This is a genomic window from Halobaculum limi, assembly GCF_029490015.1.
Classification (GTDB): Archaea; Halobacteriota; Halobacteria; order Halobacteriales; family Haloferacaceae; genus Halobaculum; species Halobaculum limi.
In genome coordinates this window covers 228,455-252,422 of record NZ_CP120468.1, presented here as the reverse complement: position 1 = coordinate 252,422, position 23,968 = coordinate 228,455, and the positions used below count along the sequence as shown (strand labels likewise).

Below are 23,968 nucleotides of genomic sequence, written 5' to 3'. Positions count from 1 at the left end.
CCCTAACTGAGCACCGCCCGTAGCGCGAACAGCGCGTTCTCCTTGCGTTCGCGGACGCGACGGTAGAAGTACTGGAACCACTTCGACCCGTACGGGATGTACTGGTTCACCTCGACCCCGTCGGCCGCCAACTCCACTTGCGCCTCCTCACGGACGCCCATCAGCATCTGTACCTCGTAGTCGGTGCCGTACTCGGCGTGTAACTCGGCCGCGTAGTCGATCATCTTCGGGTCGTGGCTGCCGACGGCGACGCCGTCGTCGAACTCCCGGAACATGAACTCCAGGCAGTCGCGGTACGCCTCGTCGACGCGAGCCTTCTTCGTGTGCGCGATGGACTTCGGTTCGTCGTACGCGCCCTTCACCAGCCGAATCTTTCCGGGCAGCGATGCGAGTCGTTCGAGGTCGTCGGGCGTCCGCTTCAGGTTCGCCTGCACGCACAGGCCGACGTTGCCGTCGGTCTCGACTGCGTGGCGCTCGAACGCGTCGAGGGTTACGTCGGTCGTCTCGTGGTCCTCCATATCGATCCAGACGAAGCACTCGGCGGCATCCACGATACGCGCGAGGTTCTCCTCGAACGCGGTGTCAGAGACGCCAAGTCCGATCTGTGAGGGTTTGACCGACACGCACGCATCGAGGTCGCGTGCGGCGAGGTCCTCGACGAGCGACACGTACGCGTCGGCGTCCTCGTCGGCGGCCGGACGCTCGTGGTAATGTTCCCCGAGGAGATTCAAGATGGCACCGACGCCCTGGCGATTCAGGTCCTCGACGTGCGACAGGGCGGCCCCTGGAGACTCCCCCGCGACGAAGTTGCTCGCGATAGGCGGTATCATAGCGTCGACTCCGGATCCCGGCTACCTATAGAGCCACCCGACCATATTTTTCATACGTTTTTATTCAGATAAATACCAATAGGTTCCCGCTGTCTGCGGATTCACTAGTAATGATCATCCCGAATCCGACCATGGTCGGGACGGGATATAGGGATATACTTGTGGACGAAAGGTACTGTTAGTCATGGTATCGAATGACGAGATCGGACCGAACCGGCGTGACGTACTGAAGGCATCGGGACTGGCTGGGCTGGGTGGCCTCGCCGGCCTCGCTGGCTGTGTGAGCACGACCGACGACGAACCCACCGAGTCGGACACCGAGTCCGGCGGCGACGGTGGCGGAAGCGACGGAAGTGACAGTGACAGCGGGAGCGGCGACAGCGGGGGCGACTCCGGACCGTACACCATCGGGATGGTCAACTCCCTCACGGGGTCGCTGTCGGCGTTCGGCCAACGCAACCAACGCGGGAAGGAACTGGCGCTGTCGGCTGTCAACGACGTCGGCATCGGCGGGCGCGAACTGGAGATCATCGAAGAGGACTCGCAGTCCGAGTCACAGGCGGGCGTCTCCGCGGCGCAGAAACTCGTGAATCAGGACGGCGTCCCGTTCCTCATCGGTGCGGTCGGGTCGGGCGTCTCGCTGGCCATCTACCAGTCGGTCATTCAGGGAACCGACGTGGTGCAACTGAGTCAGAACTCTACCAGCCCCGATCTCACGAACTTCCCCGGCCTTCTCCGGATGTCGCCGACCGGGAGTACGCAGTCGTCGGCGCTCGCGAACATCGTCAGCGAGGACGGCTACGACTCTGTGGCGATGGCGTGGGTGAACAACGACTACGGGCAGGGCCTCGCCGAGGCGTTCCGCGAGTCGTTCGACGGCGAAATCGCGTACGACCAGCCCCACGACCAGGGGCAGTCGTCGTACTCCTCGACGGTGTCGGGGATGGCCAACTCCGGCGCGGACGCGTGGCTGTTCATCACCTACCAGCCCGAATTCACGACGATGGCCCAGGAGGCGTACTCCAACGGCTACGAGGCGCAGTTCTACGGGGCCGACTCCGTCGCAGGGCCGGACGTCCTCGCCAACACGCCCGAGGGGAGTCTCGACAGTATGAAGATCGTGACGCCCTCGGCGGCCATCGACCAGGAGAACTACCAGAACTTCGCCAGCGAGTTCGAGTCTGAGTACGGCGAGGCACCGACGTCGTGGTCGGCGTTCGCGTACGACTGTGTCGTCACGGCGGCGCTGTCCATCGCGACGGCCGACGAGTTCACCGGCGCGGCGCTGCAGGAGACGGTCCGCGACGTGACCCGACCCGAGGGTGAGGAGGTGTTCACCTTCGAGGAGGCGATGAACGTCCTCGGCGACGACGGAACGGCGTCGGACATCGACTATCAAGGCGTCTCCGGCCCAATCGACTTCGACGAGAACGGTGACCCGGTCGGGTTCTTGCAGATCCTGACCGTCCAAGACCACGAGTACGTCCAGACCGGAACTATCGAAGGCTGAGGTAGATGTCAGTCCTCGAATATATGGCGAACGGGCTGGTGTTCTCCAGCATAATCGTCCTCGCCAGCATCGGACTGTCGCTGGTGTACAGCATCGCCGACTTCGCCAACTTCGCACACGGCGACACGATGACCGTGGGGGCGTACTCGGCGCTGGTCACCTTTGGGTTCGTCGGCGGCCTCGGTGCGCGGTTCCTCGGGCTTCCGCTCGGGTTCTTCCTCGCACTCGTCGTCGGCATCGCCGTCGCCGCTCTCGTCGCGGTCATCACCGAGAAGGTCATCTACGAACCGTTGGAGGTCGACTCCATCGGGATGCTCATCACGAGCATCGGCGTCGCGTTCGTGTATCGCGCGATCATCCAGTTCCAGTTCGGCAGCGACTTCACCGAGTTCGGCATCCAGGTGCTCCGCCCCATCGAGGCGCTCATTCCGTTCGGTATTCGGATGACGCTCCACGACGTGGCGATCATCGTCTCGGCGGCGATTCTCGTCGCCGGCCTGCACACGCTGTTGCAGTACACCGACCTCGGCCGGAAGATGCGTGCGACCGCGGACAACCCCTCGCTGGCACGCGTCAGCGGGATCCGCGTCGACCGCATCACGCTGTGGACGTGGGTCATCGGCGCGGGCCTGGCGGGTGCCGGGGGCGTGTTCCTCGGCCTCTACAACCAGATCTCCCCACGGATGGGGTTCAACATCCTGCTGGTCGTGTTCGCCGCCGTCATCCTCGGCGGTATCGGCTCCGTCTACGGTGCGATGCTCGGCGGGTTCCTCATCGGGATGATCAACCAGATGACGCCCATCCTCACTGACATCGGCATTCCCATCGGCATCGAGTACGCCAACGCCATCGCGTTCGTGATTATGGTGGCTGTGCTGCTCGTCCGGCCGAACGGCATCGCCGGGGGGACCGGAACGTGAGCGCCATCGGCGGCGTGCGCGAGTCGTTCACCGACTTGACACGTACCGAACAGGGCGTCGTCGCGTTCATCGGCGGCTTGCTCGGCCTGCTGTTCATCGGTCTCGTCACCGGCGGCCTCGGGCCGACGTACTTCCTGTACCTGCTCGGACTGGTCGGGATGTACGTCCTGCTGTCGTTCGGGCTGAACGCCCAGTGGGGGTACACCGGGCTGATCAACTTCTCCGTGGCGGCGTTCTTCGGCTTGGGCGCGTACGGCTCGGCGCTGTTGACGGCCGACAACTCCCCCATCGCGGGCGGACTCAATCCGCTACTGGGACTGGTCGTGGGCCTCGCGCTCGCGGCCGTCGTCGCGGTGATCATCGGCATTCCGACGCTGCGACTGCGTGCGGACTACCTCGCCATCGCCTCGCTCGGCCTCGCGGAGGTCGTCAGGCTGGTGGTGCTGAACGAACGTGAGTACACGAACGGCAGCGCCGGTCTGCGCGGGATTCCCGGCTTCTTCGAGGGCTGGCCCGTGCTGTCGACGTTCCCGCAGGCGATGCCCGGTCTCCGGATCGAGATCATTCCGGGGAGTCCCATCGTGTTGAACCAACCGTTCTATCAGGCGTTGTTGAACGTCGGCCTCGTGTTCGTGTTCGTCGGCGTGACGTTCCTGATCCTCCAGCGAGCACACCGCTCGCCGTGGGGGCGCGTCCTGCGGACCATCCGCGGCGACGAGGACCTCGCGGAGGCACTGGGCAAGAACACGTACGGGTTCAAGATGCAGTCGTTCGTTCTCGGCAGCGTCATTATGGCGCTGGCGGGAGTGTTCTACACGCACCTGAACCTGTTCGTCAGCCCCGGCGACTTCGAGCCGATCAACACGTTCTACGTGTGGATCGCGGTCATCCTCGGCGGGAGTGGCTCCAACCGGGGGGCGATGTTCGGCGGCTTCGTCGTCATCGCCATCCGCGAAGGGACGCGCTTCCTCAACAGCGTCGAGTTCATCACGCTCGACATCGGGCCACTCCGCCTGCTTGCGGTCGGCGCGTTGATCATCCTCATTATGCGCTTCCGGCCGGAGGGCGTCCTCCCGCCGCAGCGTGAACTCATCTGGCCCTCGGCCGTCGACGAGGCAGACGTCCCCGACCACGGGGACCGCCAGCGACCGCACGCGGCCGACGGAGGTGATGGCTCGTGAGCGACACGGCCGACACCGCCGAGAGCGCGGAGGCCGCTGAGGCTGCGGACGCGCCCGAGACGGAGTCACCGGCGGTCTACGAGGGGGCGAACCTCGACAAGGAGAACGTCGTCCTCGAAGTCGACGGTCTCCGCAAGACGTTCGGTGGCCTCGTCGCCACCGACGACGCCTCTTTCGAGGTAGAACGCGGCACCATCACGGGGCTCATCGGCCCCAACGGTGCCGGGAAGTCGACACTGTTCAACCTCATCTCGGGCTTCTACGACGAAGACGAGGGATCGGTTCGCGTCAACGGCGTCGACGTGACTGACGCCAAGCCGCACGAAATCGCCGACGAGGGCCTCATCCGGACGTTCCAGACTCCCCGGAAGTTGGAGGGGATGACCGTCCGCGAGGCGATGCTCGTCGGCCCGCAGACGCAGACGGGCGAGTCGTTCATCTCGCTGTTCACAAGCGGCGACACCGTCCACGAGGAGGAGCGTGCGAACCTCGAGGACGCCCAGCAGATCCTCGAAGAGTTCGAGATTGGCCACCTCGCGACCCAAGCGGCGACCGACCTCTCTGGCGGCCAGATGAAACTGGTCGAACTCGCGCGTGCGATGCTCGCGGAGCCTGAGATCCTGCTGCTGGACGAGCCCGTCGCCGGGGTCAACCCGACGCTGGCGAACAAACTCCGCGACCACATCGCCCGCCTCAACGAGGAGGAGGGCATCACCTTCCTGATCATCGAACACGATATGGAGTTCATTATGAATCTCGCCGACCCGATCGTCGTCCTCGACCGCGGGAGCGTCCTGGTCGAGGGGTCGCCCGACGGGGTGCGCGGCGACGACCGCGTGATCGACGCGTACCTCGGAGGTGGTGGTGTATGAGCCAGCAGGCCGACGCCACCGCCGCCGCTACTGCCGACGGAGACGACGTCATCCTCTCCGTCGAGAACGTCGACAGCGGCTACGGCGACGTGCAGGTGCTCGACGACCTCTCGCTCACGCTCTCGGAGGGCGAGATCGCGTGTCTCGTCGGTCCGAACGGGGCCGGGAAGTCGACCGTCCTCAAGACGGTGTTCGGGATGTTGACGCCGTGGCAGGGGCACGTCCGCTATCACGGCGACGACATCGGTGGCACCGCACCCGAAGAAATCGTCCGCATCGGCATCGGCTACGTCCCGCAGACGGACAACGTGTTCGGGACGCTCTCCATTGAGGAGAACCTCCGGATGGGCGGGGTCGCCCGCGACGACGACCTCGAACCCGTCCTCGAACAACTGTACGACCGCTTCCCCATCCTCGAAGAGAAGCGGACGGCGAAGGCGCGGACGCTCTCGGGCGGCCAACGACAGGTGTTGGCATTCGCCCGTGCGCTCGTGATGGAACCGGACGTCCTGCTCATCGACGAGCCGTCGGCGGGGCTCGCGCCCAACACCGCAGACGAGGTGTTCGCCGACGTGCAGGAGGTCAACGAACTCGGCACGGCCATCCTGATGGTCGAGCAGAACGCTCGGAAGGGACTGGCCATCTCCGACACCGGCTACGTCCTCGACCAGGGGAGCGTCGCGTACGCGGACGACGCCGACGACCTGCTGGACAACCCCGAAGTGTCGAAGCTCTACCTCGGCGGGTAGACGGGCGGACCGCGCCCGACCCCGTCCGGATCTCTTCTAACCGACACACAGCGACTCCTGTCACGGAGCGACTCGGAGCGCAGACCGACCAGTCGTCACGACGCCCGGCTACCGTCCACTGTACAACGTTCCCCAGCAGTCTCAGGAAGACGTCTTCCCTGCGTCGTTTTAGCTGACATTTTTTGGCACGCGGTCGGTACGATCGACACGTGACCGATTCCATCCCAGACACCGTGACGAACGCACTCGAAGCGGTGCCCGTCGAGGGCGCGACGGCACTGGAAGCCGGTGCTGGAGTCGGCAACGGGACCGCGGGACTCCTCGCGGCCGACGCGGAGACGGTGTACTCGGTGACGGACGAGGTCGACCACGCTGAGACGGTACGCGAGCGCTGTCCGGCGGCGACGGTCCTCCAAGCGAATCTCGGTGCGATCCCACTCCCGGACGACACTGTCGACGTGGTGGTGGCGCACGGACTGTTCAACGTCTTGCCGAACGAGACGGCTGCGGCCGTCGCCGCCGAGCTAACGCGGGTCGCCGCTCCCGGTGGCTGGCTCGTGATCGACGACTACGGTCCCCACCCATCCGACTCCCGTATCAGGCGGCTCTTCGCCGTCGAGAACGCGCTCGCAGAACTCGCCGCGGCGCGACCGGCCTACGTGTTCTACCCGGCGGACGAACTCCGAACCCTGTTCGAGGGCCACGGGTGGACCCACGAGCGGACGACGACGCTCCTCGACCCGGTGCCGTGGACGCAGGAGCATATGGATGCACACGTCGACGCGGCACGACGAGCCGCGACGGCGGTCCCGGACGAGGTCGCCGACCCACTCCTGCGCCGGGCCGAACGACTGGCTGCGGAGGGTGCGGACCCGACGGGTCGGATGTACTCACTGGCGTTGCGGCACGAGGCGTGACAGCGCCGGTGACCGGTGGTGACGCTGGCTCGACTGACTCGGTCGTTCCAGCCGTGGATCGTGCGACTGACTCGGGCCTGCGTCGGTGCGATCCGCCGCCACGCGCGGCATCGAAACCCTTAGTGTACGAACCCGCCAACCCCGGCGTATGAAGAAGCTCATCGTCCACGGCGACCCCGGCCTCCGCAAGGACGGCGTCATCAACTACGACGGCGAGGAGATGCGCGTCTTCTCCGTCCAGCGCCAGGGCGAGTACCACGGTCCCGACGAGCCGCAGTTGTGGTGTACCATCGGCACCGACGACGAGCGCGAGAGATTCGAGAAGAAGGAGTACGTCCCCCACTGGCTCGACGTTGACACCATCGACGCCGAGGCGCTCGACATCGTGAAGAAGGGCGGCGACCTCACCGTCTAAGTCGGGGCTCGTTCTCGCGACGGTTGCGACTCGACTGTGCGCTCCGTTCGGAGCCACACGTCTCCCAGCTTTTTCGGCCCGCCCGTCGAACGGTCGACGTGTCCTCCACGAACGACCTCCGTGACGCCCTCCTCGGCCGCGACCCCTACCGGTCGCTTGCGGTGTTCGCGGCCGCACTCGGGCTGGCCCTGATTGGCTACCTGTTCGCCGCCGTTCCCGCGCTCTTCGATCGAGTCTCCTCCTTCGTCGCCACGTTCGTCCTCGTCGGCGGGGCGCTCGCGGCGACGAACGCCCGGTTGAACGACGGTATCGTCGGCAGTTGGTTGCTCGTGTTCGGTCTCGTCGTCGGCTGGCTGTGGGCGGGATTCGTCCGTAGACCCGTCACTTCACCCGAATCGGTCGCCATTCCACTCGGCTTCGCGGCCCTCGCCGCAGGCGTCGTCGGTACCGCGGGGTACGCACTCGGTCGGTGGATCGACCGTGACGCCAGCGACAGCGGCGTCGTCGCCGACGATTTCCGTGGGGTGCTCGTCGGTCCACGAGAGACGGCGTTCCGATGGCTCGCCGTCGCTGGGGGACTCCTCATTAGTGCGGCCGCCGTCGTCGGCTCCGCTCCCGAAGCGCCGCCAACGATGACGACGGTCTCCGTCCCCGAACTGTTCTTTCCGCTCGCCCCGATATACAGTAATCCGGCGGTCGGTGCGGTCATCATCCTCGCGTGGGTTGCGGTCGCGGCGGTGCCGGCGCTGCGGGGTGGTGGCCTGCTCGTCGCGTGGGTGATGGTGTTCGCGCCGTTGTTCGGCGGCACGGGACTCCACTACCTGCGCAGCGGTATCAGCGGCGGCGGCTTGGCGGTGGACGTCACGCTCGCCGTCGTCGCGGCGTCGGCGTTCGCGGTCGTCCTCGGATCGGCCGGGTTTGTCCTCGGCCGGAGTCTCCGCGTCGTCGGCCGGTCGCGGTCGGCTACCCGTCGGTCGAGTTGACCGTACTCGCCGCGGGCAACTCCGCGTTCGTCACGCGGTACACCGTCACCGTCGGCGTCGACGCCGCCTCCACGCGTTCGACGCCTTGGATCGAGTCGAAGTCGATCATCCCGAAGTCCGCGTAGCGGGTGCGCTCGGCGGGGCCGACCCAGACGTACTGCACGTCGTACTCGCGCAGCACCTCGACGGCGGCGGCTTTCGAAGTGTACGCGTCGTCGACAGCACGCACCCGCGAGAAGTACGCCTCCGGCCCACGATAGCCGACTTCGTGATGCCAGCCAGCGACCGTCGGGAGGCCGGTGAGGCTGGCGGCGGGACTCGCCTGCCAGCGGTACATCTGCGGGGAGTGGCCGTAGCGGTTCTCCGCGCCCGGATACACGCTCGTCGCCGGAGCCGACAGCATCGCAGGCTGGCCCTCGCGGTCGTCGAGCCAATCGATGGCTCGCTCCTCGCTGGGGTGATACACGGAGACGAAGTGCTTACCGTCGAGCGTCGGCTCCTCGGGGTAGCCCTCGTCGATGTGGACGGGCACCGCGAAGACAGCGTACGCGCCTGTCGAGACGAGGAGGAGTGCGACGAACACCGTCGCCCCGATGTCGCGGGTTCGCTCGCTCGGCCACAGTCGCGAGGCGTCCGGACGCGGAACCGCCGCAAGCAGGCCCGTGAGGACGACGCCCGCGGCGGCGGCCCACAGCGGCCACACCTGCGCGTACGTCTTGAACACGGTGTTCATCCGTCCCGGCCCGGCCTGCTCGTTCAGGAAGACGAGTTCGACCACGAGTGCGAGACCCGCACCGCCGACGACGAGGACCGTCTCGAACCCGGCGCGGTCCGTTCTGAGCGCAACCCACCCGAGGACGAGGAGTGCGCCGAACGGGCCCAGCGCGGGGAGGCCGACCGCGATACCCGCGGCCGTCAGCGCACCGATACCGCCGACGACGGCGAGCGGGCGCGAGCGCCCGACCGCACCCAGCAGGCCGACGAGGAACGTCGCCACGAACGCGCCGTGGACGATGAGCAGGCCGTTGAGCGTCGAGCGCATCTCGATGGGCAACACCGCGAGCGACCGCTCGCTGCCGCTCCCGGTCACCGCGCCGACGAGGAACGGCGCGGCGACGACGAGTGCGAGGATGCCCGCCCCAGCGACGAGGCCGGCGGCGACGGCGGGTCGCGCGAGTTCGTCGCTGAGGCGTCGCCCGCCGTCGGCGACGGCGTCGCCCGTCTCGCCGAGGAGATCGTCGACGCGAGCGGCCAGCGGACCGGGCAGGAGCGTACGCGGCGCGGCGGGCGCGGCGGCGACCGCGAGCCACGCCAGTCCGAAGACGCTCGGGAAACTCCAGGTGTCGACGACGGCTTGGAAGCCGCCGAGGAGGGGAATCGCCCCGAACAGGAGGAGGCGACGACGGCGCGTCTCCGACTCCGGAGTGCGGTACAGCGCGAACGCCAGCGCCGCTCCCAGCAGGAGGAACGGCGTCATCGTCATGTGGGCGTGGAGGTCGCCGTTGAGCCACCCGAACAGCGGGAACTCGTTGATGGTGCCGGGGATGACGCGGCTCGCCGTCCAGTAGGAGAACGGCGCGTCCGCGATGGGTGCGGGGTCGAAGCCGATGACCCCGCCGACGGTCGAGCGCAGGCCCGCCGGGAACGCTTGGAGGAGCGCCCAGCCAGCAGTCCAGAGATTGCCCGCGAGGCCGACGAGGAACGCCCCGAGGAGGCCAGCGGTGCGGCGCGAGCGCCCGCGACTCGCGGCGACGCTCCCCGCGAGGTCGTAGACGGCGACGACGAGCATCCCGAAGAAGCCCGCGAGCGCGAGGTTGTACGCGAATCGGGCGGGCGTCGCCGTCACCATTGCGAACAGCGCCGCGAGCAGGTGGCCGCCGTAGTAGTAGCGGACGGCTTCGCCCGCGAACCACATGTCCTCCGGCGGGAGCGCGGTCGCGCGCAAGAGGGATTTGAGCAGTCCGAAGTCGAGGAACTTCTCGCCCGCGCTCGGGTCGACAGCGGGGTCGAACGCACGGATGAGCACCACGAACAGGAACGCGACAGCGAACACCGCCGCCGTCTCCACGAGGACGGTTCGGTTAGGGAGGGCGTCGACGGCGTCTTCGTCGACCGCGAGCGACCCGCCACGGAGGGCCGCTCGGTCGAGCAGCGACGCCGCCGCCAGCGCACAGAGGACGACGAGGGCGACGGCGAGCGTGAGCGGCCCGAACGTCACGCGCCCGGCCCAGAAGGCGACGAGACCGAGCGTCAGCGCCGACACGGGGAGGGCGAATCCGGCACCGCGCGTCGCCGAGCGGGGGAACAGCCGCGCCGTCAGCGGGACGCCGACGGCAGCGAGCGCGAGAAACGCGACGAGCCAGCGGACGACGAGACCGTACTCCATCGGTACTCACCGGTCGCTGGTGCGGTAAGTTCCTTTCCCTCCGTGCCGAAGCCAGCGGACCGGCAGTCGGCGAAAACGGTTAACGGGATGCGGTACGCGAGTAGACGCGTGTCATCCGACGACGTCGATGCGACGGGTGGAGCGGACTCGGTGACCACCGATGGCCCCCGCGGCGACCGACGGCTGGTGTTCGCCGGTGGGTTCGGCCTCATCGGTGCCGTGCTCGGCTACCTCGCGGTCCGCGCACTCGTCGCGCTCGGATCGCTCCCCGACCAGGCGGAGGTGCTCGCGCTCCCGATATTTGGGCTGCTCGGCGTGACGGGGTTCGTGCTGTTCGTCGTCTCGTTCCTGACAGGGTAGTCGCCGCCGAGTCCCGACCGACTTCACACGTCGTCCGTTTCACACCGTTTTTATCTACACACACGGAAGCGTGGGCTATGCAGCCGACCGTCGGCGTCGTCGTCCCCGCCTACAACCCCAAACCGGGTCGGCTCCGAACGTACCTCCGCTCGATCCGTCGCACCATCGACCCCGACGAACTCCGCGTCGAACTCGACGCCCCCGTCGGCGTCGCCGCGGTGACCGACCCCGACGACCTCGACCTCCCCGAGGGCGTCGACTGCAACGTGGCTCGGCGCCGTCGTGGGAAGGGCGCGGCCATCACCGCTGGGTTCGAGGCGCTTTCGACGGACGTGTACGCGTTCGCGGACGCGGACGGCGCGACGCCCGCCGAGTCGTTCGAATCGGTCATCGATCCGGCCGTCGACGGGACGGTCGACCTGGCCGTCGGGTCGCGGCGCCACCCCGACGCCATCGTCCGCTCCCACCAGACGCTCGCCCGTCGGTTCCTCGGCGACGGCTTCGCGTGGGTCGCCCGGCGTCTGCTCGAGGCGCAGTTGTACGACTACCAGTGTGGCGCGAAGGCGCTCACAGCCGAGGCGTGGATGGGTATCCGCGACCACCTGTATGAACCTGGGTTCGCGTGGGACATCGAACTCATCGCCGTCGCGGGGGCGCTCGACTACCGCCTGCGCGAGGTGCCCGTCGCGTGGGAAGACCAGCCGGGGTCGACCGTCTCGCCCGTCTCGGACACGCTCGACATGGGTCGTGGGCTGTTGGTCGCCCGACACCGAGCGCGACTCATCCGCGACGACCGCCTCCACCGCCTCCTCGACCGCGAAGACGAGGTGTCGCTGGTCGACCGCCGAGAGCGTCGTGGCGCTGGTACCGCCGATCCGACCACCGACCCCGACGGTGAGCCACGATGAGCGGCGACATCGACGCGACGCCCGACGGCGGAACCGACACCGGGACGGCAACCGACGCCGGGTCGGGCACGAACACGGACGCCGATGCAGACGCTGAATCCGGGCTGACTGCGCTCGTGTCGGGCGTCCGCATCGGACAGTTCGTCTCCGTCGGCGTCGCCGGCGCGACGCTGGAGACGGTCATCGTCGCCCTCCTCACGACCACCGTTGCCGCGTCGCCGCTGGCGGCGAAAGCCGTCGGTGCGGAGGCATCCATCTCGCTGATGTTCCTGCTCAACGACCGCTACACGTTCGGCAAGGAGGGTGCGGCGGGAGCGTTCGCACTCGCGCGGCGGTGGGGTCGCTCACACCTCGTCCGCATCGGCGGCCTCTCGGTCGCGTTCGCGACGCTGTGGCTGCTCACCGCACAGACGGACCTGACGCTCGTCGTCGCCGGTCGGGACCTCTGGCCCACCGTGGCCAACCTCGTCGGCATCGGCGTCGGCCTCACGCTCAACTATGTCGCCGAGAGCGTGTTCACCTGGCGCGTGCTGGAGTGACTCGCGGGTGCGTGAAACACGCACACGGCGGCGGGATGTGAAACACAACCCTTACAAGTCGCGGTGCGTTCTACTCTGGTAGCGGGATGGGATAGCCAGGAGATTCCGCCGGGCTCATAACCCGGAGATCGGTAGTTCAAATCTACCTCCCGCTATACCTGGCCGACCGTTCTACGCGTTCTTCACTGCTTGAGGGGACCGTGGGCTATTTCACGGCACACCGCAACCCGGACACGTATGACCACGAGTGAGTCTGTCGTTTCGTTCGACGTGGACGCGGTTATCGCGGCCATCGAAGACGCACTCGACGACGCAGACTCGCTGCACGTCGTCGCGCCCTTTACGCCCGAGACGTACGAGTTGGCGTACGTCGACGACCTGACGCACTCGTTTTACCGCGACGACGAGGAGATGACTGCGCACTTCGACCGTATCCACGAGTACGCCGGCATCGACTTCTCCGAGATTGGACTGGTCGTCGACGACTTGTTCCCCATCGCTAACGGCGTCGAGTACATCGCCACCGGACTGGACTACCTCACGGTTGTCCGCGTGTACACCGGGCGCGAGGGACTGTTCGTCTCGCTCGACCCCGGTGCAGATCCGACGGTCGTCGTCGAAGCGATGCGCGACGCGGTCGACGCCGACCTCGGTGCGGCAGAGACCGCGTTGTCCACCGAGTGAGGTGCGGCGACCGACACGCGGTCACGACTCCTCGTTCAGTTCCCGGTGAAGTCGATTCGGCCGCCCCCGGTTCCGGCGTCGCTGTCGACGCCGCTCGGCCCCCGATGCTCGAAGTCGTACTCGTCGTCTGCGAGGTAGACGCCGCCGTCGGCGACGACGACGTCGACCGACTCCATCACCGACCCCTCGCAGGGGCCGAAGTCGCAGTACCCAGTGTCGAGTTGGAACGTCGCGCCGTGTTTTTGACACCACACTTCGCCGTTCGTCACCCGCGCGCCGTCGCCGTTGTCGAGGTGTACGTCCGTCCAGTGCTGGCAGTAGTTACGGTACGCGACGACCGTGTCGTCCGACAGGCGGGTGCAGAACGCCTCGCCCAGGTCGCCGTCGTCGTCTCGGACCGTGAACAACAGCGTCTCGCCTTCGACCACGTCGTCGGCGTCGACGACGCGTGCGGCCTCGTCCATACGCGACGTGAGGGTGGGCAGGCTTGTATGCCTCCCTATCTTCCTGCTAGGAGAGAATCCCGCCGTTTACGGCGGGAGTGAATCCGACACTTCCTATGCAGTCCACCGTCGATGACAGACCGGATATTCCACGCTAATCGTAGCATTAACTAACTACTTGGATATAGGCTATGTATGGCGATTCAGGTCACTCGTACCTACGTTGGTTCCATCCAGAACCACCGACAAGTACGCGATGGCCTCGACTCGCTCGGCGATTCCGCCTCGAAAATCTGGAACGTCGCACGATGGACAGCCGACCGAGTTTGGAACGCAATCGGTAAGATTCCCAACGAAGGTTCTCTTAAATCGTATATGAAGAACCAGTCGTGCTGGAAAAACCTGAACGCACAATCCAGTCAGAAAGTCATTGAAGAACTTTCTGACGCTTTCCAGTCGTGGTTCGACCTGCGACACAAGTTTGACGAGGCGAATCCGCCTGGCTACCGCAAACACGGCGACACCCGACCCAAGAGTACAGTCACGTTCAAAGAAGACGGGTTCAAACACGACCCTGAGAACAATCGCGTTCGACTCTCGAAAGGCTCGAACCTCAAAGAACACTTCTCAGACTTCATCCTCTGTGAGTACCAGACTCGGCCCGACGTTGACCTTTCGGAAGTCAACAAGGTACAGAACGTTCGCGCCGTCTGGAACGGTGACGAGTGGGAAATGCACTTCGTCTGTAAAGTCGAACTCGAAACCACCGACTCTGAGGGCGACCAAGTGGCCGGTATTGACCTCGGTATCACAAACATCGCCACGGTCGCGTTCCCAGACGAATACGTTCTCTACCCCGGTAACTCGCTCAAGCAGGACAAGCACTACTTCACGCGAGCCGAGTACGACACTGAGGGTGAGGGCGAGCCGTCGGAGCAGTCGATGTGGGCACGCAGGAAACTCGCTGACCGCGAGACGCACTTTTACCACACGCTGACAGACGCCATCATCACGGAGTGTGTCGAACGCGGTGTTGGCACGCTTGCAGTGAGTTGGCCCGAAGACGTGCGCGAATCTGATTGGGGGAAGACCGGCAACAAGAAACTCCACACGTGGGCGTTCGACCGCATCTACCAGTACCTCGACTACAAGGGCGAAATTCGAGGGGTTGGGGTGCTGAAAGAGAACGAGTGGGATACGTCGAAGACGTGTTCACGGTGTGGTGACGACACGAAGTCGAACCGTGTCGAACGTGGTTTGTACGTCTGCTCGTCGTGTGAGCTAGTAGCCAACGCGGATTGTAACGGGGCGGAGAATATGCGTCAGAAGATAACTCCGAGTCCTCACGGCGAGGATAGGAGTAACGGCTGTGTGGCACAGCCATCGACACACTTGTTCGACCGCGAGAGCGGGACGTTTCACACGAGAGAACAAGTGGTGTCGTAGACCAGCAAATATCCCACCTGTGGCACGGGAAGCCCCGTCGTTTACGACGGGGAGGATGTCACTCGTCCGCTGCTGCGTTCCCGTGTTCGCTGTCGTCACTGTCGGTGCCCCCACCGTCGCCGCTCTCGTCGCCGCCCCTGTCGCCACCCGTGTAACACTCGCGCTCTACCCGGTCGTCGTACAGTTTCGAGAGCAGCGTCGTCACCGGACCGCCGCCGATATCGACGCCGTCGTACGTGCCCACGGGTCGGATCTCGCGGATCGACGAGGCGATGAACGCCTCGTCGGCCCCGCGCACGTCGTCGGGTTCGTACCGCCCCTCCTCGACGGGGAAGCCCTCCTCGCGGGCGATGTCGAGGAGTTCTGCGCGGGTAACGCCAGGGAGGACCGGCCCCTCCAGCGACGGAGTTCGAATGGCGTCGTCGGCGACGAAGAAGAGGTTCGCCGTCGAACACTCGGCGACGTACCCCTCGTCGTCGAGCAGCACCGCCTCGTCCGCGCCGGTGACGCGCGTCTCGACGCGGGCGAGGACGTTGTTGAGGTAGTTGTGCGTCTTCGCGTCGCTCGGAATCGCGCGGTCGGGCATCCGTCTCGTCTTCACCGTCTGGATGGTTGCGGGGCCGTCCCACGTCGACTCCTCGCCCGCGGACTTGCGGCCGCCGCGGGGAAGCGGCTTCACGAGGATCACTATCGTCGGGTCGGTGTCGGCGGCGTCGGGCGGCGCGAACCCGGCGGTCTCCCCGCGCGTGACCGACAGGCGCACGTACGCGTCGCGGAGGCCGTTTGCGCGGAGGGTGTCGCGGACACGGGCTTGGAGGTCGAGCCGCGAGAGGCCCATCTCGTCGGCGGGCATCCCAAGCGTCTCGAGCGTGTCGAACAGGCGGTCGACGTGGGCGTCCCACCGCCAGAGCGTCCCGCCGTACGTGCGAACCGTCTCGAAGGCGGCGTCGCCGTACTGGAAGCCCCGGTCGCGCACCGACACCGACGCCTCGCTCGCGGGCACGAGGTCGCCGTCGACGTGGTACCGCAGGTCGTCGCTCATCGGAATCCCCCACGCTCGCAGATGTCGATGAAGTTCCGGACCATCGCCTTCCCGTCGGGCGTGAGAATGCTCTCGGGGTGGAACTGCACGCCGACGTGCGGACGGTCGGTGTGGCGCACGCCCATCACCACCTCGCGTTCGTCGTCGGTGCGGGCAGTCTCGGTGAGTGTGTTGGGAACGGCGTCGTGTTCGACACACAGCGAGTGGTACCGCCCCACCTCGACGCGGTCGGGGAGGCCGCGGAAGACGCCGCGGCCGTCGTGGCGCACGTCGGAGGGCTTCCCGTGGACCACGTCGGGCGCGAGCGTCACTTCGGCACCGTTGGCGGCACACAGCGCCTGATGACCGAGACAGACGCCGAGCGTCGGGTACGACAACTCCGCGAACACCGGGATGGAGACGCCCGCCTCCGCTGGAGTTCCCGGGCCGGGCGAGACGACGACGCCGTCCGGGTCGAGGTCGCGGATGCCGTCGACGTCGACGCGGTCGTTGCGCCGGACCAGCACCTCGTCGGCGAGTTCGCCGACGTACTGCACGAGGTTGTACGCGAACGAGTCGTAGTTGTCGACGACGAGGACGCGGGTCACTCGCCCACCTCCGAGTCCGTCTCCTCGCCGGCCGTCTCTCCGTCGACGCTCTCGTCGTCGGCGAGTTCCATCCGGCCATCGAGAGCATCGTCCACCGATCGAACGAGCGCTCGCGCCTTCGCCAGCGTCTCCTCGTACTCCGCCTCGGGGTCGGAGTCGTGGACGATGCCCGCGCCGACGCGGAGGTGGTAGCGGTCGCCCGTGCGCACGAGCGTGCGGATGACGATGTTGGCGACGAGGCGGCCGTCGAACCCCGCCGCGAACATCGACCCGGTGTAGGGCCCGCGGCGGGTGCCCTCCAGCGAGTCGATGATGTCCATAGTCTTGGGCTTCGGCGCGCCGGTGATGGTGCCGCCGGGAAACACCGCCGCGAGTGTGTCGGCTATCGAGCGGTCGACGCGTTCGGTGCCCTCCACCAGCGAGACGAGGTGCATCACCTCCGAGTAGCGGTCGACACGGCGGTACTCCGGCACCGAGACGCTGCCGTAGCGACTCACCTTCCCGAGGTCGTTGCGTTCGAGGTCGACCAGCATCGCGTGTTCCGCACGCTCTTTCTCGTCGCCCGTCAGTTCGGCTTCGAGGGCGTCGTCGGCGTCGGCGTCGCCGCCGCGGGGTCGCGTGCCCGCGATGGGTTCCGTTTCGAGTCGAACCGCGTTGTCGCTCGCGGCGGCGTCTGTGTCGCCGGGGTCGCGTCGCAAGAGGAGTTCGGGGCTCGCACTCACGAGGTCGACGCCGCGAAACTCAACCAAGCCGGAGTACGGCGCGGGATTGCGCGCCCGCAACGCGGCGTAGGCGGTGACGGGGTGAACTGCGGCGGGCGCTTCGAGCCGCTGGCTCACGTTCGCTTGGAAGGTGTCGCCAGCACGGATCGACTCTTTGACGCGGCGGGCACGGTCGGCGTAGGCGTCGCGGCCGCAGTCGCTCTCGAAACGGACGGCGTCGGCGGCGGTCGCTGGCGGGGGTCCGATCGACGGGTCGCCATCGAGTGCGCGGGTCGCAAGCGACTCCGCCGCCGCGTGTCCGGCGTCGTACGCGGCGTCGGCGTCCGGGTGGTCAGCGAGTCGGGGGCAGGAGGTGATCCGAAGGACTGTCTCGCCGTCCTCGTCGCGTGGTTCCTCCCACGCGGCGAGCGTGGCGTACACGCCCGCCTGCAACCGTGGGAGGCCGCGGTCGTCGACCGCGCCGTCGGTGGGGAACGACTCCAGTTCGCGGGCCACGTCGTACGAGAGCCACCCGAGGACGCCACAGGGGTACGGCACGTCGCAGTCGCCGCGCACGAGCGTCTCGCCGTCGAGGCGGCCGTCGAGCGCTTCCAGCGTCGGCGACGGCGCGGCGTAGTCGCCGTGGCCCGGATGGTCGGGGTCGCGGACGACGGCGTCGGGGCCGACGGTCAGCGTCTCGACCGGGTCGACGCCGAAGTAGCCCCACCCCGACTGGCCGCCCGTCGTCTCGTAGAACGCGCCCGGCCGGTCGGCGTGACGGCCCCGGCGGTAGGCGTCGAACGGGTCCGCGACCGCGACCCGGCACTCGACGGGAATCCGGGCGTCGGGCGGGGCGTCGGCCGCGAGCGCTCGGAACCGTTTGCGGTCGGTGACCGTCTCCATACCTGTCCGTGCCACGGGGAGGAAAAAGCGGGTTCGGTTCGCCGACTACGACTCGAACTCGGTCGCGCGGTCGATCCAGCGGTTCACGCGTTTCTCGGAGACGCTCGTCCCTTCGGCCACCTCACTGGCGTCTGCGGCCGCCAGATCCGCGACCGTGTGGATGTCCAACTCTGCGAGGCGGTCTGCGTACGCCGGGCCGATGCCTTTGATCTCGTCGACGGGAACGCCGTCGTCGTCGTCAGCCTCGGCTTCGTCTTCCTCGTCGGCCGCGGATTCTACGTCGTCGTCTGCCGCCGATTCTGCGTCGTCGTCGACAGCATCTGTCTCGTCGGCGTCGACGTCCCCAGCGTCGGCTTCCTCAATTTCGTCGGCTTCGGCTTCCGCGTCGTCCTCGACAGACTCCTCGGGTTCATCGACCGCTTCCTCGGCGTCCACGTCGACGTCGTCGACGTCCGTGGTGATGTCCTCGGACTCGGGGCCGGCGGCTTCCGCCGGTTCGGCTGCCGCGGCCGGGTCCTCGCTGGCTTCCGCCTCGTCGACGAGCGACCCGGTCGACGCGTCGGCGTCCGTCTCGGTAGCAACGGGTTCGTCGACTGCCTCCGCTTCGTCGTGGTCCGTCGCCGCTGGGTCGCTCCCGGCGACGTCGTCGGGTTCGGACTCGTCGACCGACGCCGCCGACGCCTCGGACTCAGCGGATTCGGCGGCGGTCTCCTCGTCTGCGTCGTCCGTTCCTTTGACCGCTGCTTCCGTCTCGGTGTCCGGTTTGTCGCGTTCGCGTTCGACCGTCACCGACGTCTCTGTCTGCCGTGCGCCGTTGTCTTGCTCGCTCCCGAACCCGAGCAGACGCTTGATCGACTGAAGGATTCCCATATTGGACGGAACCACGCCGGCGCTTTTTAAAAATCCAGCGCCCGAAAACCAGAAAACAGGCTGAAGGCCCGCTGATACCCTCCGTTCACTCCAAGTGTTCGCGAAGCGCCTCGTTCATCACCGCCACCGGCGCCTCCTCCCCAGTCCACCGCTCGAACGCCTCAACGCCCTGAAACAACAGCATCCACGCGCCGTCGACGGTCGTCGCACCCGCCGCCGCGGCGTCGCGAAGGAGGCGGGTCTCCAACGGCGCGTACACCGCGTCCAACACCGCGAGGTTGCCGTGCAAGAGATCAGCGGGGATGGGCGTCTCGTCGGACTCCATCCCGACGGTCGTCGCGTTCACCAGCACATCGGCAGTCGGGACCGTCTCCGCCAGCGAGTCTAAGCCGCCCGCTGTCACCGTCGTCGGTGTGTCGAGGTCGTCCCCGATCGAGGACCGCACCGCTTCCGCGAGCGACGTCGCCTTCTCCGCCGTCCGGTTCGCGATGTGGAGCGTCACCGACGACTCCGCGAGGGCGAACGCGGCCGCCCGCCCCGCACCACCCGCGCCGACGACGACGGCCGACGCGCCCTCGCGGTCGACGCCGTGGTGGTCGAACGCTCGCTGGACTCCCGCCACGTCGGTGTTGTACCCGCTCGGCGGGTCCGTCCGGAGGTCGACGGTGTTGACGGCACCCACCTCAGCTGCGAGGTCGTCGGGGTCGACCGCTTCGAGTACGTCCTGCTTGAACGGCACCGTCACGTTCAGCCCCGCGACACCGAGCGACTTCGCGGCGGTGACGGCTTCTGCGCCCGCGTCGGGAGCGGGTTCGAAGGTGACATATCGCGCGTCCAGCCCCAATTCTTCGTACGCCGCCTCGTGCATCGGCGGCGACAGCGAGTGGCCGACTGGGTTCCCGATGAGTCCGTAGACGTCCATACGCGCACTTCTCGACCGCGTGGGATAAGTCCGGGAGACGACGGTACGTGGTCCTGCCCGCTATCGCTGTGAACGTTTGTCACAGAAAACTACGTAGTGTGGCTCTCTCGACTGAAATTCACACAGACAGAGTTAACAGATCGATCCGCTGACCGGCAATTGTGTTCGCATCTTTCGATCCTGTTTCGATCGGCAGTCTCCTCGGGGCCGCCGTCCCGACTCCCTCTGCGCCGCTGGCGTTGAAGACGGATCCACGGTGGATCTGGCTCGCGTTGAAGAGCAACGGCGCGGGCATCTCGTTGCTCGTCGGCGTCGTCCTCCTGTATCTCGGCGCGGAGTCGCTGGTGAAGGGGGCGAAGGGGCTGGCGACGGACGTCGGCGTTCGTGCGGCCGTCGCCGGAGTGACGGTGGTCGCGTTCGCCACCACGGCGCCCGAACTGTTCGTCGCCCTCGTCGGTGCCGTCGAGAAGACGACGACCATCGGTCTCGGCGCGGTCATCGGGTCGAACGTCGCCAACATCGGTCTCGTCCTCGGCCTCTCGGCACTCGTCCGGCCGCTCGTCGTCTCCCGTGAGACGGTCCGTCGGCACCTCCCGTTCATGGCGCTCGCGGCGCTGTTGTTGGTCGGTCTCGGCCTCGACGGCACGCTGAGCGCGCTCGACGGTGGCCTCCTGTTGCTCGCGCTCGGAGGGTTCACGGTCGTCCTCCTCCGGGGTGTTCCCGATAGCGAAGAGTCGTCCGCTGGGGACGACGCAGTCGCGACCGACGGCGGCACCGCGGCCACGACACCGGCGGCTCGCCTGACCGCTATCAGTGCCCGCGACCTCCTGTTTCTCGCGGTCGGCCTCGGCTTTCTCCTCGTCGGAGCACGCCGCCTCGTCGAGGGCGGGACGGCTGCGCTGTACCTGCTCGGTGGCTCCGACCGCCTCGTCGGCGTCACGGTCCTCGCACTCGGCACGTCGCTGCCGGAACTGGCCGCCAGTCTCGTCTCCGCAGTCCGGGGCGAGGCAGACTTCTCTGTCGGTAACGTCGTCGGGTCGAACATCTATAACGTCCTCGCGGTGCTGGGCGTCCTGACGCTCGTCTCGCCCATCCGTGTCCCGTCGGAAGTTGTCGCCACCGACTTCCCAGCACTCGTGGTGGCCACCGCCGTTTGTGGACTCCTCCTCGTGGTCCGCGGGCGGGTCGGACGCCTCGCTGGCCTCGGCCTCCTCGTCGGCTACGCCGGGTACATGATGACGCTCGTGTGACTCGCCCGCGGCGACGGGCGAACTCGCTCTCTACTCCTCAATAGCGATATTTAGACGCACGCGTTTAAGTACGGCAGACAGAACCGAGCGAGCGATGCTGTTCCAACTGATTGACGCACTTCTCTCGGAACACGGTCTGTTCCTGTTGTTGGGAGTCGTGTTCTTGTATCTCGGCGCGGAGGCGCTCGTGAAGGGTGCGACCGGGCTGGCGCTCGGCGTCGGAATCCACGCGGCGCTCGTCGGCGTGACGGTGGTCGCGTTCGCCACCACGGCGCCCGAACTGTTCATCGGCGTTCTCACTGGAGTCGAGGGCGACTCGCAACTCGGATTGGGGGCCATCGTCGGCTCCAACATCGCCAACATCGGGTTGGTCCTCGGGGTCTCTGCGCTGTTGCGTCCGCTGTCGGTGTCGTCCGACGTGGTCCGTCGGCACGTCCCGTTTATGGCGCTGGCGGCGGTGTTGCTCGTCGTGTTCGGCCGCAACGGGATCATCAACCGCGCCGAAGGTGCGGTGTTCCTGCTCGTTCTCGCGGCGTTCACGTACGTCCTGTACCGCGACGCGACCGGCGACGCCGCCGCAGTCGACGAGTCCGGAGCCGTCACCGACGGCGGCGTCGTCGAGGAGATGCCGGATGTCGACGCCTCCGGACTATCGGTTCGTCACGTCGCCTTCCTCCTCGTCGGATTGGCGTTCTTGTTCCTGGGATCACGATGGCTCATCGACAGCGGACGGTCGATCCTCTACCAGTTCGGCTTCACCCAGCGACTCGTCGGTCTGACGGTGTTGGCGTTCGGCACGTCGCTGCCGGAGTTCGCCGCCAGCGTCGTCGCGGCGCTGCGTGGACAGGCGGACTTCTCGATCGGAAACGTCGTCGGGTCGAACATCTACAACGTCCTCGCCGTCCTCGGACTGGTGGCGGTCATCGCACCGATGTTCGTCTCCATCAGCGTCGAGTCGTTCGACTTCCCGGCGCTCATCGCGTTCACCGTCGCCGCCATCGCGGTGATGGCCCGCGGCGGGAAGGTGGGCCGCCTCGACGGGGCCGTGTTGCTCGGCGGCTACCTCGTGTTCTTCTACTTGCTGTTGCCCTGATCGACGGGAGGTAGCGCCTCGACACGCGCGAGTTCGCTTCTGTCAGCTGATTTCGGCAGTCGGACCGAAGCGCAAGAGTAAGGCGTCGCCGCTGGCATCGTGCCGGTAATGAGTTCACGCCTTCGCCACCCGCTGTTGGGACTCGCTGGTGGGGTGTTGCTGACACTCCCCTGGATCCTGTCCTGGCTGACCGGGGCGAACGAGGGGTTCTCCGTGTTGACCACTGTCACCGTCGCTGGTGTCGCGGTCCTCGGTGCGTCGTTCTTGCTCGCGTGGGGCGCAGAGACCGCAGAGAAAGACGTCCCGCGTGCGTTCGCTATTGCGGTGCTCGCGGTACTCGCGGTCGCTCCCGAATACGCCGTCGACGCCCTGTACGCGTGGCAAGCCGGGCAGGGTGACGCCGCCGCCAGCAACCTCGCGGTCGCGAATATGACTGGCGCGAACCGCATCCTCATCGGTATCGGCTGGTCCGGCATCGCGCTGTTCTCCGTGTATCAGGCGTACAAGAAGGGCGACGACCCGAACGTCACTAAGACGGGCAGTTTCCTCGGCGACTACGTCAGTCTCGACCGCGACATCGCGCTCGAAGTCACGTTCCTGTTCTTCGCCACCATCTACGCCTTCTTCGTCCCACTCGGCGGCGGTATCGGCGCTATCGACACGCTGTTTCTCGTCGGCCTGTACGTCGCGTACATCCTCGTCATCGTCCGCGGCGACGTCGAGGAGGTGGAAGAACAGGTGGGCGTCCCGGCGTACCTCCAGCAACGCGCCAAACCGGTTCGCGTCCTCTCTGTGTTGGCGCTGTTCGGCTACTCCGGCCTACTCATCTTCACCGCCGTCGAACCGTTCGCGCACGGACTGGAGGCACTCGGTCTGCAGTTTGGTATCCCCGAGTTCTTCATGATCCAGTGGATCGCGCCGCTGGCGAGTGAGAGCCCCGAACTCATCGTCACCGCCTACCTCGTGAACAAGGCGCGGTCGACGGCGGCGTTCAACGCGCTCATCTCCTCGAAACTCAACCAGTGGACGCTGCTCATCGGCACGCTCGTCGTCGTCTACAGCATCTCGCTGGGGCAGTACGGCGTCCTGATGTTCGACGAGAAGCAGGCCGCAGAGATCTGGATCACGGCCGCTCAGTCGTTCTTCGCGCTGGCGGTGTTGGTCAACTTCACAATCTCCGTCCGGGAGGCGCTGTTGCTGCTCTCGCTGTTCCTCTCGCAGGTGCTCATCGAGTTCTACTTCATCCGGACGATGACGGAGGCGGCCGCCGAGGCCAACTCGATCATCCTGTTGCAGGCGTTCACCGTTCTGTACCTCGTCTTGTCGGCGGGTCTGCTCATCGCGCGGCGCTCGGAGATCAAGACCGTGGCGTCGCTGACCGGGTCGACCGTCAGCGACGCTGTCGGCCGCGAGTCCGAGCAACCGGCCGACTGAGTCGGTCGCGTCCAAACCGACGC

24 protein-coding genes and 1 tRNA gene are annotated in these 23,968 nt (G+C 66.7%); 17 read left to right on the top strand and 8 right to left on the bottom strand.

What is annotated here, in order from left to right:
* Positions 1-2: 2 nt before the first annotated feature.
* Positions 3-830 carry a proline dehydrogenase family protein gene (locus P0D77_RS01225; RefSeq protein WP_277554317.1) on the bottom strand — a complete coding sequence of 276 codons (828 nt, stop codon included), beginning with the start codon at positions 828-830 and terminating at the stop codon, positions 3-5.
* 184 nt (positions 831-1,014) lie between these two features.
* On the opposite strand from P0D77_RS01225, the gene P0D77_RS01220 reads away from it, so the two are divergent.
* The 8 genes from P0D77_RS01220 to P0D77_RS01185 all read left to right on the top strand — a co-directional run bounded on the left by P0D77_RS01220 (position 1,015) and on the right by P0D77_RS01185 (position 8,377).
* Positions 1,015-2,340 carry an ABC transporter substrate-binding protein gene (locus tag P0D77_RS01220; RefSeq protein WP_277554316.1) on the top strand — a complete coding sequence of 442 codons (1,326 nt, stop codon included), beginning with the start codon at positions 1,015-1,017 and terminating at the stop codon, positions 2,338-2,340.
* Positions 2,341-2,345: 5 nt separating this feature from the next.
* The gene (locus P0D77_RS01215; RefSeq protein WP_277554315.1) at positions 2,346-3,260 is read left to right on the top strand and encodes a branched-chain amino acid ABC transporter permease; all 915 of its coding nucleotides are present in this window, start codon (positions 2,346-2,348) and stop codon (positions 3,258-3,260) included.
* Positions 3,257-4,441: a branched-chain amino acid ABC transporter permease gene (locus P0D77_RS01210; RefSeq protein WP_432764818.1), complete on the top strand. Its 1,185-nt coding sequence runs from the start codon at positions 3,257-3,259 to the stop codon at positions 4,439-4,441. The genes P0D77_RS01215 and P0D77_RS01210 overlap by 4 nt, the downstream gene beginning before the upstream one ends.
* The gene (locus P0D77_RS01205; protein WP_277554313.1) at positions 4,438-5,313 is read left to right on the top strand and encodes an ABC transporter ATP-binding protein; all 876 of its coding nucleotides are present in this window, start codon (positions 4,438-4,440) and stop codon (positions 5,311-5,313) included. Before P0D77_RS01210 ends, P0D77_RS01205 begins: the two co-directional genes overlap by 4 nt.
* Positions 5,310-6,062: an ABC transporter ATP-binding protein gene (locus P0D77_RS01200; RefSeq protein WP_277554312.1), complete on the top strand. Its 753-nt coding sequence runs from the start codon at positions 5,310-5,312 to the stop codon at positions 6,060-6,062. The genes P0D77_RS01205 and P0D77_RS01200 overlap by 4 nt, the downstream gene beginning before the upstream one ends.
* Positions 6,063-6,271: 209 nt before the next feature.
* On the top strand, positions 6,272-6,979 hold the full coding sequence (locus P0D77_RS01195) for a class I SAM-dependent methyltransferase (RefSeq protein WP_277554311.1): 708 nt from the start codon (positions 6,272-6,274) through the stop codon (positions 6,977-6,979).
* 148 nt (positions 6,980-7,127) lie between these two features.
* Positions 7,128-7,394 (top strand): HAH_0734 family protein, encoded by a 267-nt coding sequence (locus tag P0D77_RS01190; RefSeq protein WP_277554310.1) that lies wholly within the window; start codon positions 7,128-7,130, stop codon positions 7,392-7,394.
* Between the two features lie 98 nt (positions 7,395-7,492).
* On the top strand, positions 7,493-8,377 hold the full coding sequence (locus P0D77_RS01185) for a hypothetical protein (RefSeq protein ID WP_277554309.1): 885 nt from the start codon (positions 7,493-7,495) through the stop codon (positions 8,375-8,377).
* Here the strand turns inward: P0D77_RS01185 and P0D77_RS01180 are convergent.
* Positions 8,358-10,763 (bottom strand): DUF2298 domain-containing protein, encoded by a 2,406-nt coding sequence (locus P0D77_RS01180; protein WP_277554308.1) that lies wholly within the window; start codon positions 10,761-10,763, stop codon positions 8,358-8,360. The genes P0D77_RS01185 and P0D77_RS01180 overlap by 20 nt on opposite strands.
* Positions 10,764-10,871: 108 nt before the next feature.
* Here P0D77_RS01180 and P0D77_RS01175 point away from each other — a divergent pair, with 108 nt between their 5' ends.
* The 5 genes from P0D77_RS01175 (at position 10,872) to P0D77_RS01155 (ending at position 13,254) form a co-directional block, all read left to right on the top strand.
* Positions 10,872-11,123, top strand: coding sequence for a hypothetical protein (locus P0D77_RS01175; RefSeq protein ID WP_277554307.1), 252 nt, complete (start codon positions 10,872-10,874; stop codon positions 11,121-11,123).
* Between the two features lie 77 nt (positions 11,124-11,200).
* Positions 11,201-12,031 (top strand): glycosyltransferase, encoded by an 831-nt coding sequence (locus P0D77_RS01170; RefSeq protein WP_277554306.1) that lies wholly within the window; start codon positions 11,201-11,203, stop codon positions 12,029-12,031.
* Positions 12,028-12,570: a GtrA family protein gene (locus tag P0D77_RS01165; RefSeq protein ID WP_277554305.1), complete on the top strand. Its 543-nt coding sequence runs from the start codon at positions 12,028-12,030 to the stop codon at positions 12,568-12,570. The genes P0D77_RS01170 and P0D77_RS01165 overlap by 4 nt, the downstream gene beginning before the upstream one ends.
* Positions 12,571-12,650: 80 nt before the next feature.
* Positions 12,651-12,725: transfer RNA gene (locus P0D77_RS01160), tRNA-Met, on the top strand.
* 82 nt (positions 12,726-12,807) lie between these two features.
* Positions 12,808-13,254, top strand: a complete 447-nt coding sequence (locus P0D77_RS01155) for a hypothetical protein (RefSeq protein ID WP_277554304.1) — start codon at positions 12,808-12,810, stop codon at positions 13,252-13,254.
* Between the two features lie 35 nt (positions 13,255-13,289).
* On the opposite strand, the gene P0D77_RS01150 is transcribed toward P0D77_RS01155, so the two are convergent.
* A complete protein-coding gene (locus tag P0D77_RS01150) occupies positions 13,290-13,718 on the bottom strand; it encodes a Rieske (2Fe-2S) protein (RefSeq protein ID WP_277554303.1) in 429 nt (142 codons plus the stop codon).
* Positions 13,719-13,892: 174 nt separating this feature from the next.
* Here P0D77_RS01150 and P0D77_RS01145 point away from each other — a divergent pair, with 174 nt between their 5' ends.
* Complete coding sequence (locus P0D77_RS01145; RefSeq protein ID WP_277554301.1) at positions 13,893-15,143, top strand: RNA-guided endonuclease InsQ/TnpB family protein; 1,251 nt, start codon at positions 13,893-13,895, stop codon at positions 15,141-15,143.
* A 58-nt stretch (positions 15,144-15,201) separates the two neighbouring features.
* Here the strand turns inward: P0D77_RS01145 and P0D77_RS01140 are convergent, their stop codons facing one another.
* The 5 genes from P0D77_RS01140 to P0D77_RS01120 form a co-directional block, all read right to left on the bottom strand.
* Positions 15,202-16,185: an aminotransferase class IV gene (locus P0D77_RS01140; protein WP_277554300.1), complete on the bottom strand. Its 984-nt coding sequence runs from the start codon at positions 16,183-16,185 to the stop codon at positions 15,202-15,204.
* Positions 16,182-16,772, bottom strand: coding sequence for an anthranilate synthase component II (locus P0D77_RS01135; RefSeq protein ID WP_277554299.1), 591 nt, complete (start codon positions 16,770-16,772; stop codon positions 16,182-16,184). Before P0D77_RS01135 ends, P0D77_RS01140 begins: the two co-directional genes overlap by 4 nt.
* A complete protein-coding gene (locus P0D77_RS01130) occupies positions 16,769-18,376 on the bottom strand; it encodes an anthranilate synthase component I family protein (protein ID WP_277554298.1) in 1,608 nt (535 codons plus the stop codon). The genes P0D77_RS01135 and P0D77_RS01130 overlap by 4 nt, the downstream gene beginning before the upstream one ends.
* A gap of 45 nt (positions 18,377-18,421) precedes the next feature.
* Complete coding sequence (locus P0D77_RS01125) at positions 18,422-19,246, bottom strand: helix-hairpin-helix domain-containing protein (protein WP_277554297.1); 825 nt, start codon at positions 19,244-19,246, stop codon at positions 18,422-18,424.
* An 85-nt stretch (positions 19,247-19,331) separates the two neighbouring features.
* Positions 19,332-20,168 (bottom strand): shikimate dehydrogenase, encoded by an 837-nt coding sequence (locus tag P0D77_RS01120; protein ID WP_277554295.1) that lies wholly within the window; start codon positions 20,166-20,168, stop codon positions 19,332-19,334.
* Between the two features lie 272 nt (positions 20,169-20,440).
* On the opposite strand from P0D77_RS01120, the gene P0D77_RS01115 reads away from it, so the two are divergent.
* The 3 genes from P0D77_RS01115 (at position 20,441) to P0D77_RS01105 (ending at position 23,945) form a co-directional block, all read left to right on the top strand.
* Positions 20,441-21,418, top strand: coding sequence for a calcium/sodium antiporter (locus P0D77_RS01115; protein WP_349770106.1), 978 nt, complete (start codon positions 20,441-20,443; stop codon positions 21,416-21,418).
* A gap of 94 nt (positions 21,419-21,512) precedes the next feature.
* The gene (locus P0D77_RS01110; protein WP_277554293.1) at positions 21,513-22,511 is read left to right on the top strand and encodes a calcium/sodium antiporter; all 999 of its coding nucleotides are present in this window, start codon (positions 21,513-21,515) and stop codon (positions 22,509-22,511) included.
* Positions 22,512-22,619: 108 nt separating this feature from the next.
* Complete coding sequence (locus tag P0D77_RS01105; protein ID WP_277554292.1) at positions 22,620-23,945, top strand: calcium:cation antiporter family protein; 1,326 nt, start codon at positions 22,620-22,622, stop codon at positions 23,943-23,945.
* Positions 23,946-23,968: the final 23 nt, after the last annotated feature.